The sequence below is a fragment of the Staphylococcus sp. URHA0057 genome, from assembly GCF_000620265.1.
Lineage (GTDB): Bacteria > Bacillota > Bacilli > Staphylococcales > Staphylococcaceae > Staphylococcus > Staphylococcus pasteuri.
The window spans coordinates 147268-159998 of the sequence record NZ_KK211096.1; the positions used below are offsets into that span (position 1 = coordinate 147268).

14 protein-coding genes are annotated in these 12731 nt (G+C 31.3%); 13 read left to right on the top strand and 1 reads right to left on the bottom strand.

The annotated features are described in order from the left end of the window. Window positions 1–181: 181 nt before the first annotated feature. From N524_RS0110170 to N524_RS0110215, 10 genes are all read left to right on the top strand, one after another. Window positions 182–1015: a YitT family protein gene (locus N524_RS0110170; RefSeq protein ID WP_029056421.1), complete on the top strand. Its 834-nt coding sequence runs from the start codon at window positions 182–184 to the stop codon at window positions 1013–1015. A gap of 218 nt (window positions 1016–1233) precedes the next feature. After that, a complete protein-coding gene (locus N524_RS0110175; RefSeq protein WP_029056422.1) occupies window positions 1234–2034 on the top strand; it encodes an ABC transporter ATP-binding protein in 801 nt (266 codons plus the stop codon). A gap of 45 nt (window positions 2035–2079) precedes the next feature. Beyond that, window positions 2080–3084: a FecCD family ABC transporter permease gene (locus N524_RS0110180; protein WP_029056423.1), complete on the top strand. Its 1005-nt coding sequence runs from the start codon at window positions 2080–2082 to the stop codon at window positions 3082–3084. After that, window positions 3081–4097 carry a FecCD family ABC transporter permease gene (locus tag N524_RS0110185; RefSeq protein ID WP_029056424.1) on the top strand — a complete coding sequence of 339 codons (1017 nt, stop codon included), beginning with the start codon at window positions 3081–3083 and terminating at the stop codon, window positions 4095–4097. The genes N524_RS0110180 and N524_RS0110185 overlap by 4 nt, the downstream gene beginning before the upstream one ends. Window positions 4098–4213: 116 nt before the next feature. Further along, window positions 4214–5182, top strand: a complete 969-nt coding sequence (gene dhaK / locus N524_RS0110190; protein ID WP_029056425.1) for a dihydroxyacetone kinase subunit DhaK — start codon at window positions 4214–4216, stop codon at window positions 5180–5182. Between the two features lie 29 nt (window positions 5183–5211). Beyond that, window positions 5212–5790: a dihydroxyacetone kinase subunit DhaL gene (dhaL, locus tag N524_RS0110195; RefSeq protein ID WP_029056426.1), complete on the top strand. Its 579-nt coding sequence runs from the start codon at window positions 5212–5214 to the stop codon at window positions 5788–5790. After that, window positions 5790–6152, top strand: coding sequence for a dihydroxyacetone kinase phosphoryl donor subunit DhaM (gene dhaM, locus N524_RS0110200; protein ID WP_029056427.1), 363 nt, complete (start codon window positions 5790–5792; stop codon window positions 6150–6152). The genes dhaL and dhaM overlap by 1 nt, the downstream gene beginning before the upstream one ends. 115 nt (window positions 6153–6267) lie before the next feature. Next, window positions 6268–6768, top strand: a complete 501-nt coding sequence (locus tag N524_RS0110205; RefSeq protein WP_017637216.1) for a hypothetical protein — start codon at window positions 6268–6270, stop codon at window positions 6766–6768. A 253-nt stretch (window positions 6769–7021) separates the two neighbouring features. Continuing rightward, a complete protein-coding gene (locus tag N524_RS0110210) occupies window positions 7022–8089 on the top strand; it encodes a YkvI family membrane protein (RefSeq protein WP_017637217.1) in 1068 nt (355 codons plus the stop codon). Between the two features lie 154 nt (window positions 8090–8243). Further along, on the top strand, window positions 8244–9293 hold the full coding sequence (locus tag N524_RS0110215) for an alpha/beta hydrolase (protein ID WP_029056428.1): 1050 nt from the start codon (window positions 8244–8246) through the stop codon (window positions 9291–9293). Between the two features lie 130 nt (window positions 9294–9423). Here the strand turns inward: N524_RS0110215 and N524_RS0110220 are convergent, their stop codons facing one another. Continuing rightward, a complete protein-coding gene (locus N524_RS0110220) occupies window positions 9424–9930 on the bottom strand; it encodes a GNAT family N-acetyltransferase (protein ID WP_017637219.1) in 507 nt (168 codons plus the stop codon). 124 nt (window positions 9931–10054) lie between these two features. Between N524_RS0110220 and N524_RS0110225 the strand changes: the two genes are divergently transcribed. From N524_RS0110225 to N524_RS0110235, 3 genes are read left to right on the top strand one after another with little or no spacing between them, the layout of a single operon-like run. Beyond that, window positions 10055–10978, top strand: a complete 924-nt coding sequence (locus N524_RS0110225) for an NAD-dependent epimerase/dehydratase family protein (RefSeq protein ID WP_017637220.1) — start codon at window positions 10055–10057, stop codon at window positions 10976–10978. A 13-nt stretch (window positions 10979–10991) separates the two neighbouring features. Next, entirely contained in the window at window positions 10992–11666 is a 675-nt protein-coding gene (gene graR, locus N524_RS0110230; protein WP_017637221.1) for a response regulator transcription factor GraR/ApsR, read from the top strand. Further along, window positions 11659–12699 (top strand): sensor histidine kinase, encoded by a 1041-nt coding sequence (locus N524_RS0110235; protein ID WP_029056429.1) that lies wholly within the window; start codon window positions 11659–11661, stop codon window positions 12697–12699. Before graR ends, N524_RS0110235 begins: the two co-directional genes overlap by 8 nt. Window positions 12700–12731 lie beyond the last annotated feature (32 nt).

The window sequence follows — 12731 nt, forward strand, 5'->3', positions numbered from 1 at the left end:
AATTTAGTTAACACACTCATCTCAGTAATTAAAATGAAGTTTCTTACTTTTAAAAATTATGGTTTTAAACATAAAATACTCAAAATACGAATTATTTAAAGAAGCGGTGTTGTAGGAGGATATGTGTGTGTGCTAACATTTTGTTAATCATATAAAAAAATAATAATAGGGATGTGGTTGCTTGAAGAGATTAGTAAGAGATTTAATCTTAGTTATAATTGGATCATTTATTTTTTCAGCAGGCGTCAATGCATTTATCATTTCTGGTAATTTAGGTGAAGGTGGCGTTACTGGTTTAGCTATTGTTTTATATTATGCTTTCCATTTATCTCCAGCCATAGTTAACTTTGTAGTTAATGCAGTTTTAATTGTTGTAGGATATAAGTTTTTAAGTAAACGTAGTATGTATTTGACCATTGTAGCAACTGTCCTAATTTCTGTATTCCTAAGTTTAACTGATTCTTGGCATATTGAAACAGGCAATGTCATTGTCAATGCAGTTTTTGGTGGCTCATGTGTTGGTTTAGGTATTGGAGTAATTGTTTTAGCTGGAGGAACTACGGCTGGAACAACAATTTTAGCTAGAATTGCACATAAATATTTAGATGTGAGTACACCTTATGCTTTATTATTTTTCGATTTAATTGTAGTAGTGATTTCTTTAACTGTTATTTCAATAGATCGTGCACTAGTTACAGTTATTTCACTTTATATAGGTACTAAGGTCATGGAATATGTAATAGAAGGTTTAAATACTAAGAAAGCGATGACGATTATTTCAAGTAAACCAGAAGAAGTGGCTAAAGCGATTGACGAACAAGTTGGTCGTGGATTAACTATTTTAAATGGACATGGATATTATACTCGAGAAGAGAAAGATGTACTTTATGTAGTTATTACTAAGACACAAGTATCACGTGCTAAAAAAATCATTAGAAATATTGATCATCAAGCATTCCTTGTTATTCATGATGTGAGAGATGTGTATGGAAATGGATTCTTGATAGACGAATAAAAAAGTATTTATAAGACCGCTTTAAGTCATTCTAGTTAACTTAAAGTGGTTTTTTTAATTGACAATTTATAATAAATCATGAATTTATTAGTCAAAAAATAGTGGAAATGTTATAATAACCATTATGATAATGATTATCAATTACATTGGTATTAAAAATATAAAAGTACAGTTATCTTTTCTGAATATAAAGTAATTTTTTAGAAAGTAGGGGAATTATGAGTCGTTTAAATGGTGAACAAGTAACAATTGGTTATGGCGACACGTCTATTATAAATAATCTAGATGTTGAGATTCCTGATGGTAAAGTGACATCAATTATAGGACCAAATGGTTGTGGAAAGTCTACTTTATTAAAAGCACTCTCTCGTTTACTATCCGTAAAAGATGGATCAATTAATTTAGATGGAGAAAGTATTCATTCCCAATCTACGAAAGAAATCGCTAAAAAAATAGCGATTTTACCACAATCACCAGAAGTTGCTGATGGTTTAACAGTAGGCGAATTGGTTTCATATGGCCGATTTCCACATCAAAAAGGCTTTGGTCGTTTATCTGAAGAAGATAAAAAAGAAATTAATTGGGCATTGGATGTTACTGGAACATCAGAATTTAGACATCGTTCAATCAATGACTTAAGTGGTGGTCAAAGACAGCGTGTGTGGATTGCAATGGCTTTAGCACAACGTACTGATATTATCTTCTTAGATGAGCCAACAACTTATTTAGATATCTCTCATCAATTAGAAATATTAGAATTGGTTCAAAAATTAAATGAAGAACAAGGTTGTACCATTATTATGGTGTTACATGATATTAACCAAGCTATCCGTTTCTCAGACCATCTTATTGCTATGAAAAAAGGAGAAATTATAGCTAATGGGGAAACTAATGAAATACTAACTAAAGACATTTTAGAGCAAGTGTTTAACATTGATGTTGTATTAAGTGAAGATCCTAGAACAGGTAAACCACTATTAGTTACTTATGACTTATGTAATAAATCATACTCATCATAAAAAGTAATAGATAAATATAAATCATATAGAAAAGGTATGAATATAATGTCAAATCCAAGCAAAAAGGGCAATGTTAAATTTATCTCTTATTTAATAGGTGGAATAATAGTGCTAGCAATAGCGCTATTTTTATCTATTTTATATGGTGATGCCAAAATTAATATTCCAACTATAATAGATGCAATTTTCAACTATAATCCAAAAAACCAACAACACAATGTAATAAGTGAAATTAGAATACCTAGAGATTTAGGTGCTATATTAGTAGGTATGGCTTTATCCGTTGCAGGTGCAGTTATTCAAGGCGTAACGAAAAATAGTTTGGCAGATCCAAGTTTAATTGGATTAAACTCTGGCGCTTCATTCGGATTAGCACTGACATATGCCTTTTATCCAGAAGCGCCTTTTACATTACTAATGATTGCAGGATTTCTTGGTGCATTATTAGGTGGAACAATTGTATTAATGATTGGCCGCTCAAGAAAAGACGGATTTAATCCTATGCGTATTATTTTAGCTGGTGCAGCTGTAAGTGCTATGTTAACAGCATTAAGTCAAGGTGTAGCACTCATATTTAGATTAAACCAATCTCTTACATTTTGGAGTGCCGGTGGTGTATCAGGTACAACATGGTCTCAAATTATATGGACTGCGCCTATCATTATAATTGCATTACTTATTATTCTTACGATGAGTAAACAATTAACGATATTAAACTTGGGAGAATCTTTAGCTAAAGGCTTAGGACAAAATGTAACAGTGATTCGTGTTGTGATATTAGTTTTATCAATGATACTTTCTGGTGTCGCTGTTTCAATGGTAGGACAAATTGCATTTGTAGGTTTAATGGTGCCACATATTGTTAGATTTTTAATTGGAACTGATTATGCTAAAGTGTTACCTCTGACTGCTTTATTAGGTGGTATTTTAATGTTAGTAGCTGATATGTTAGCAAGATATTTAGGTGGCGCGCCTGTAGGTGCAATTATTTCATTTATTGGCGTTCCTTACTTCTTATATTTAGTTAAAAGAGGGGGACGTTCTATATGATAGACAGTAAGTTAAGACGCAAACAAATCATCACGTTTATTACGTTTGTAATATTAGTTTTTTTAGCTTGTACGTGGAGCGTAGCCTCCGGTGAATATAATATACCAGTAAGTAAATTCTTTAAAATATTGGCTGGTCAGGGCGACTATACAGATACACTCATTTTGGTAGATTTTAGACTGCCCCGAATGTTGATTACTATTTTAGCAGGAGCTGCTTTAAGTATGAGTGGCGCAATTGTTCAAAGTGTCACGAAAAATCCAATAGCTGAACCAGGTATCTTAGGTATTAATGCTGGTGGTGGTTTTGCTATTGCCTTATTTATTACGATAGGACAAATAAAACCTGACAATTTTGTCTATGTATTACCCCTTATTAGTGTCATAGGTGGTGTAGCAACTGCGTTAGTTATATTTATGTTTAGTATTAATCAGCGAAATGGTGTCACACCTTCAAGTATGGTATTAATTGGTGTAGGTATGCAAACCGCATTATATGGTGGTTCAATCACTTTAATGTCAAAATTTTATGAAGATCAATCTGAATTTATTGCTACATGGTTTGCAGGTAATATATGGGGAGATGAATGGATATTCGTCGCTGCCTTTTTACCATGGATTATTGTGATATTACCTTATTTATTTTATAAATCTAATGAACTTAATATTATTAATACACACGAACATGTAGCTAAAGGATTAGGCGTTAAAGTGGGCAAAGAACGTATGGTGTTATTCTTTGTTGCAGTCGTACTTTCCTCAGTAGCTGTTGCAGTGGCTGGTTCTATATCATTTATTGGATTAATGGGACCACACATAGCTAAACGAATCGTTGGTCCACGTCATCAATTATTTTTACCAATAGCAGTACTAGTTGGCGCATTCCTATTAGTATTCTCAGATACTTTTGGTAAAGTTATTTTAGAACCAACTGGCGTACCAGCGGGTATTATAGTCGCTATTATTGGAGCACCTTATTTCTTATATCTTATGTATAAAACTAAAAGTGTATAAATTGTGTGAAAAAGAGTGAAGTCTTTAGGAGGCTTCGCTCTTTTGTTATGTATATTGTTAACGTTTTCTAAAAGAGTTGATTTATAATAGATATGAATGACAAAGGAGGGCTAACAATGAAGAAACTAATTAAAGATAAACAAGACTTTTTAAGTGATATGCTTGATGGATTTTTAATTTCACATCCTGAGCTAGATATTATTGAAGATACAATCATTGTTAAAAAGGATAAAAAGACATCAGGTGTAGCACTCGTTTCAGGTGGAGGAAGTGGTCACGAACCTGCTCATGCTGGATATGTTGCACAAGGTATGCTTGATGCTGCGGTATGTGGTGAGGTATTTACTTCTCCAACGCCAGATAAAATTTTAGAAGCTATTAAATATGTTGATACTGGTGATGGCGTATTATTAATTGTTAAAAATTATGCTGGAGATGTAATGAATTTTGAAATGGCTCAAGAAATGGCCGAAATGGAAGATATTAATGTAGATATGGTTGTTGTTAAGGATGATATTGCTGTATCTGATGTAGAACAGCGTCGTGGAGTTGCTGGTACAGTCTTCATTCATAAGTATGCGGGTTATTTATCAGAGAATGGCGAGTCGTTAGCGGATATTAAATCTAAAGTTGAAAATATTTTACCTACTATTAAAAGTATTGGAATGGCATTAACACCACCAATGGTACCAACAACTGGTAAATATGGATTCGATATAAATGAAAATGATATTGAAATTGGTATTGGTATTCATGGTGAAAAAGGACTACATCGTCAAAAAATGGAGTCTATTGATGACATTGTGAAGCATTTAGGTGATGCATTGTTAAAAGAAGTTGAGACTGAGAATGTTATCGTAATGGTCAATGGTATGGGTGGCACACCATTGTCTGAACTGAATATTACAACGTCATATATCAAAAAATACTTTGATGCTCAAAATGTAAATGTGAAACATTGGTATGTGGGAGATTATATGACATCATTAGATATGCAAGGATTTTCAATCACAATCGTACCTTATTCTGAAAAACTCCTAGAAGCATTACTTGCACCAACGACTAGTCGATATTTTAACGCTTAATCAATAAAAAATGACAAGGAGGGCTAATAATGGATATTAATACAACGAAACAACACTTATTAGAATTAGAAAATACGTTTAAAGAACAAGAAGATACATTAACAGAACTTGATAGAGCTATTGGTGATGGAGACCATGGTGTAAATATGTTAAGAGGATTCGAAAATTTAAAAGATAAAGTAGACGACAGTTCAATGAAAAATTTATTTAAATCTACTGGCATGACACTAATGTCCAATATTGGCGGTGCCTCAGGGCCCTTATACGGGTTTAGTTTTGTTAAAATGGCAGAAGTCGTTAGTGATGATATTGACCACGATAACTTAGTAACTTTACTTGAAACATTTACCAAAGCTATCGCTAAACGTGGCAAGGTTGAACTAAACGAAAAGACAATGTATGATGTTGTAGCACGAACATTCGAAGCGGTTAAAGCAGACGAAAAAGTTAATTTAGAGCGACTACAAAGTTTTGCAGACGAGACTATTGATATGGTTGCAACAAAGGGACGTGCTTCATATTATAAAGAGTCTTCTAAAGGATATATGGATCCGGGCGCACAAAGTATAGTTTATGTTTTAAATGCATTAATAGGAGATGAAAGATAATGACGACAATTGTAATCATTAGTCATAGTGAAGCTATAGCTAATGGCACTAAAGCATTATTACAACAAATGGCATCAGATGTTAATGTAGTAGCTAATGGTGGTGTAAATGGAGATATTGGTACATCTTTTGATACAGTACAGCAATTAATTAATGGACTAGAAGAAGATGCATTATGCTTTTATGATATTGGATCATCAGAAATGAATATTGATATGGCTATAGATATGTATGATGGGCCATATAAAATTGTTAAAGTAGACGCGCCAATAGTAGAAGGAAGTTTTACAGCGACAGTTAAATTATCAATAGGTGGAAGTATGTCTGATGCTCTTGATGAAGTAAAACAAGCATCATTTTAAATGAAATTATCATTTATTAAGTTGAATTTTATTTTTTGAAATGAAAGTTAAGATTATATGTGATATGATTAATATTAAATGTACGATAAAATCTGGCTAATAGGAGGACATTGCCATGCAACATCTTATAAAAAAACATGTATTGAATGGCGAGTTTGATTTAGTAAGACAATTAATGTCCGAAACAGATTTTATGGAATTTGAAGAAGCATATATTTCAAGTGCACATGAAGTAGAAAGTATGATGTTCTATACTTGTATTTTAGATATGATGAAAGTGGAAGAAACACCTGAAATGCACGATTTAGCATTTTTACTTCTTGTTTATCCACTTAGTGACTATGAAGGTGCTTTACACTCTGCTTATTATCATGCAGATTCATCCATAAAACTTACTGACGGAAATGAAGTTAAAAGCTTATTACAAATGCTGTTACTACATGCAATTCCAGAGCCTGTTATTTCTGATAAAAAGGCTTTTGATATAGCTAAACGAATTCTTAAATTAGATCCAAACAATAATGTGGCTCGTAATGTATTAAAAGATACAGCGAAACGCATGGACAACGTAGTAGTTGATATTAATGAGTTAAATCAACACCGCGATGCTCGTTAAAAATCTAATATTTAGACTTATTTTTGTAAATACCATTGAATTGTGTAAAATCAATTCAGTGGTTTTTTAATAGTAAATAAATTGTTTGAATGTTTAGAAAATTTAAAATTTGAATTTAGGGAATATCCGAAAATGCTTGATATCAAAGTCTAAATTGGGAATTTAAGCTATTTTTAGCTACATGGATTGGGTTGCAATTAAAAAGCAGTACGTTATAATTCAACGTGTGTAAAATGAAGGAGGTTATTTTTTCATGGGGCTGAATAAAGAAGCTGTCAAAATTGGTTTCGCCTATGTCGGCATAGTAGTCGGCGCAGGATTTTCAACCGGTCAAGAAGTAATGCAATTCTTCACACCGTATGGCTTATGGTCATATATTGGTGTATTATTATCAGGTTTAATTTTAGGTTTTATAGGTAGACAAGTAGCTAAAATAGGTACGGCTTTTGAAGCTACAAACCATGAATCAACGCTACAATATGTATTCGGTGAAAAATTCAGTAAAATATTTGATTACATTCTTGTGTTCTTTTTATTTGGAATTGCCGTTACAATGATTGCTGGTTCAGGTTCAACATTTCAGGAAAGCTTTCATATTCCTGTTTGGCTAGGTGCTTTGATAATGACAGTTGTCATTTACGGCACACTATTACTTGATTTCGATAAAATTGTAAGAGCTCTAGGAATTGTTACTCCATTTTTAATTATAATAGTAGTATTAGTAGCAGTGTATTATTTATTTAATGGTTCAGTGCCATTAAGTGATGTTAATCAAACAGTAGATAAACCAAGTGTTATATTTGGTATTTTAAAAGGTATCCAATATGGAGGACTCGCCTTCGCGGTAGGATTTAGTACAGTTGTTGCTATTGGCGGTGATGCATCTAAACGAAAAGTATCAGGTGCTGGAGCATTATTCGGTGGTATTGTATACACAATCTTACTTGCATTGATTAATTTTGCATTACAAGCAGAATATCCAAAAATTAAAGATGCTGCGATACCTACATTAAACTTAGCGAATGCAATTAATCCTTGGATTGGTTTAGTATTAACTATTATTATGCTAGCTGTAATGTACAATACAATCTTAGGTTTATGTTATTCATTTGCTGCACGATTCACAGAACCATATAGTAAGAAATATCATCTATTTATTATTATCATGATGATTGCTGCTTATATTTTAAGTTTCGTAGGATTTGCAGACTTAATTAATTATTTATACAACATCATGGGAATTGTTGGTTTATTTATAGTTGTTGCAGTGCTTGTAAAATATTATAAACGTAAAAGTGATGATAAAGATCATATTGCTTAATTATAAAAAAGTAAATGCACTTTACAATTGAATATGATTGATTTAACCTTAAAAGCAATTCATCTTATTCAATTAAAGATGAATTGCTTTTTTTAAATAAAGTTAAGATTTTAATTTATAATATAAGTAAAGTTTTATGAGGGGACAATCAATCATGAAGGCAAAACATAAATGGTTGTTTATTACGATATGTGTTATTTTAATCGTTAGTGTTTGTATAGGACTACTATTAAAAAAACATTATGATCAAGAACATAATCACCAAAATAAAGAAAAAGTCCAAATAAATAATAAAAATGTTAAATTATTGCAAAATATTTCATACGGCCAAGGTGTTCCAAATAGTAAATTGGATATTATTATGCCATCAGACATGAGTAAAGATAGTAAATTACCTGTTATTTTTTGGATGCACGGTGGTGGCTTTATTGCAGGAGATAAACAATATAAAAATCCTTTATTATCTAAAATTGCTGAACAAGGTTATATTGTTGTCAACGTCAATTACGCTTTAGCACCACAATATAAATATCCAACACCAATTGAACAAATGAATAAGGCTGTTAAATTTATCAAAACTAATGAACATGATTTACCAATTGATTTTGATCAAGTGATTATTGGCGGTGATTCAGCTGGTGCACAATTAACTAGTCAATATGTTGCAATGCAAACAAACAAATCATTAAGAGATGAAATGAAATTTGAACCAGAATTCAAACCTTCACAAATTAAAGCAGCGATATTCTTTGGTGGTTTCTATGATATGAAAACTGTAAAAGCGACAGAATTTCCGAGAATACAATTATTTATGAGAAGTTATACTGGTATGACAAATTGGGAAAGTAATTTTAAAAATTTATCTCAAATGTCCACAATAAATCAAGTGACTAATAAATATCCACCAACTTTCTTATCTGTAGGAGATGCAGATCCTTTTTATAGTCAAAATATTGATTTTTATAAAAAACTTAAAGAAAAAGATGTACCAGTAGATACATTATTTTATAATGGGTCTCACCATTTACATCATCAATACCAATTTCATTTAGAAAAACCTGAGTCAAAAGAAAATATTAAGCGCGTCTTATTATTTTTAAGTAGAAATACTTCTTCTTCAGGTGTTGAACTTAACAATGAATCAAACACAAATGGAAACAATAATATAAACCAAGATGTTCAATTAGATCCATTTAGTGAATAGTTATTATAATGAAAATACCGTTAAAACACTTGAAATATGTGTTTTAACGGTATTTTCTATACATGATGGAATTTTACTTTACGTTGTTTAAATACATTTTATGATAATATTTAATATACAGAGATTAGCATTAATTTAAAATTTTGGCCATCACATATTCATTGTAATATTTATTATTAATAAATAACTTATCCTTTAATTCGCCTTCAATTTGGAACCCAGTACTTTTAAACAAATTGACTGCACTATCGTTTTCTGTCACAACAGTAGCTTCGATACGGCGGATATTGTGGTTGAGTGACCAAGCTTCAATTGCATTAATTAAAGCTTGTCCAACACCATGTTGTTGATAAAGGTTTTTAACACCTAAATAGATGATAGCTTCATGGCGTGTTCTTTCATATGTTTCTGTTCCTACAAATGCATAGCCAACAAGTTGTTCATCACTCTCAGCAACATAAATGGCTTTAGATGAAGAAGTAATATAATCTTCTAATCTTTTAATAACTTCAGAAGTAGTAGGTGCGTATTCACCAGGGTTGTAGAAAGTAAATTCAGATTCATCATAAATTTTGGTAAGTAATTCAATAAAATTGTCTACGTCTTTTATACTAATTTCACGAATAGCGTGAGGCATGAAAACACTCCTATATTCATTTAAGTTTCGATTACTTCTATATTATAATATAAATAAGTTAAGATTGCTTTAAATCGTGCAATAATACAGTTGGAGTGTAGATTATACACAAGGGAGTTAAAATATGAAACCAAAAGTACTTTTAGCAGGCGGAACAGGATATATTGGGAAACATTTAAGTTCAGTTATTGAAGAAGATGCTGAATTATATGTATTGTCCAAGTATCCTAAACCAGAACATGAAGCTACGACAAATATGACTTGGCTACAAAGTGATATTTTTAATTATCAAGATGTGGTTGAATCTATGAAAAATATTGATATAGCTATTTTTTATTTAGATCCAACTAAAAACTCTGCAAAATTGACACAAGCGACGGCGCGAGATTTGAATTTAATTGCTGCTGACAATTTTGGAAGGGCAGCTGCAGTAAATCAAGTTAAAAAGCTAGTATATATACCAGGAAGTCGTAATGATAATCAAACGATTGAACGTTTGGGTGCATATGGTGTGCCTGTTGAACGTACACAATTAGAAATAAAACGTCCACATATTAATGTTGAGTTACAAGTTTCAAAGTATGATGATGTCAGAACTGCGACGAAAATAGTGCTTCCTAAAAAATGGACGCTCAATCAAGTTGTAGAATACTTTTTTAATTGGCTTGATAAAACGAGAGGTACAATTGTAAAGACTTATAAAAGTAATGATTATTATTATATTTATGTTAAAAATAAAAATAAGCCTTTAGCTATATTAAAAAGAATGATTACTGAAAAAGATTTAATTACATTGCAATTAGTTGGTGGAAGATTAGTTAAATCGAATGCGAAGAAACAAGGGAAATTAGAGTTCCGTCTATTAAAAGGCAATGCAATTGTTTTAGTACATCTATTTGATTACATTCCGAAAATGTTTTGGCCTGTGTATTATTTTGTACAAGCACCATTACAAGGAATGATGATGCGTGGATTTGAAGTAGATTGTCGTATCAAACATTTCCAAGGACGTATTCAATCAGGAGAAAAAATCAAATATACAAAATAATTAGGTGATTCGTATGCAAATTTTATTAGTTGAAGATGATAACACACTGTTTCAAGAATTGAAAAAAGAATTAGAACAATGGGATTTTAATGTTGTAGGGATAGATGATTTCAGCAATGTTATGGATACTTTTGAAGCATTTAATCCTGAGATAGTAATATTAGACGTACAATTACCGAAATATGATGGTTTTTATTGGTGTAGAAAAATGAGACAAGTATCTAATGTACCCATTTTATTTTTATCATCTCGTGATAATCCAATGGATCAAGTCATGAGTATGGAATTAGGTGCAGATGATTATATCCAAAAACCATTTTATACTAATGTGCTGATTGCTAAATTACAAGCTGTTTATCGCAGAGTGTATGAATTTGGGGTTGAAGAAAAACGTACTTTAAACTGGCAAGATGCTACCGTTGATTTATCGAAGGATAGTATTCAAAAAGGGGATAAAGTCATTTTCTTATCTAAAACTGAAATGATTATCTTAGAAATGTTAGTTAACAAAAGAAATCAAATTGTCTCACGAGATACATTGATTACTGCTTTATGGGACGATGAAGCCTTTGTTAGTGATAACACATTAACTGTTAATGTAAATAGATTAAGAAAGAAGCTATCAGAAATAGGGATGGATAGTGCTATTGAAACCAAAGTAGGTAAAGGGTATATGGCTCATGAATAACTTTAAATGGTTTTGGTTGTTTTTTAAATCACGTATAAATTGGATTATATGGATTGTATTTATCAATCTTGTTATGCTAGGCATTTCATATATCGATTATGATATTTCTGCTGATAGTGTATGGTATATTGTGGTGCTTAATTTAGGTATGAGTATCATATTTATTATCATTACTTTCTTTAAAGAATCGAGATTGACGAAGCATTTTGAAAAGAACAAAGAAATTGAAGAAATTAAACATAAAGACTTGGCTGAAACACCATTCCAACAACAAATAGTAGATTATTTATATCGTAATATTACTACTCAAAAGGATAAGGTTTTAGAACAACAAGTACAAATCAATAATCACGAACAAAGTATAACTGAATTTGTTCATGATATTAAAACACCTGTTACAGCATTGAAATTAATCATCGACCAAGAACAAGATGCTCAACGTAAACAAGCATTATTATATGAATGGTCGCGTATCAATGAAATGTTAGATAAACAATTATATTTAACACGTTTAGAAACACAAAATAAAGATATGTATTTTGACTACGTTTCTTTAAAAAGAATGGTTATTGACGAAATTCAACTAACACGACATATTAGCCAGATAAAAGGTATAGGTTTTGAATTGAATTTTACTGATGATTTTAACGTTTATACAGATTTGAAATGGTGCCGAATCATGATAAGACAAATCTTATCTAATTCACTGAAATATAGTGAAAATAATATGATTGAAATAAGCGGAAAATTAACTGATAACCATATTACACTAGAAATTAAAGATCATGGACGTGGCATTAGCCAAAAAGATTTGCCTCGTATCTTTGATAGAGGTTATACGTCCACGGCTAATAGAAATGAGACGACGTCATCAGGCATGGGGCTATATTTAGTGGATAGTGTTAAATCACAATTAGGTATAGAAATTAAAGTAGATTCTGTTGTAGGTAAAGGAACTACATTTAGTCTCATATTCCCACAACAAAATGAAGTCATTGAACGCATGTCTGAAGTGACAACATTGTCATTTTAAGCATGCGTTTTGTTATTCATTATTAGTACATT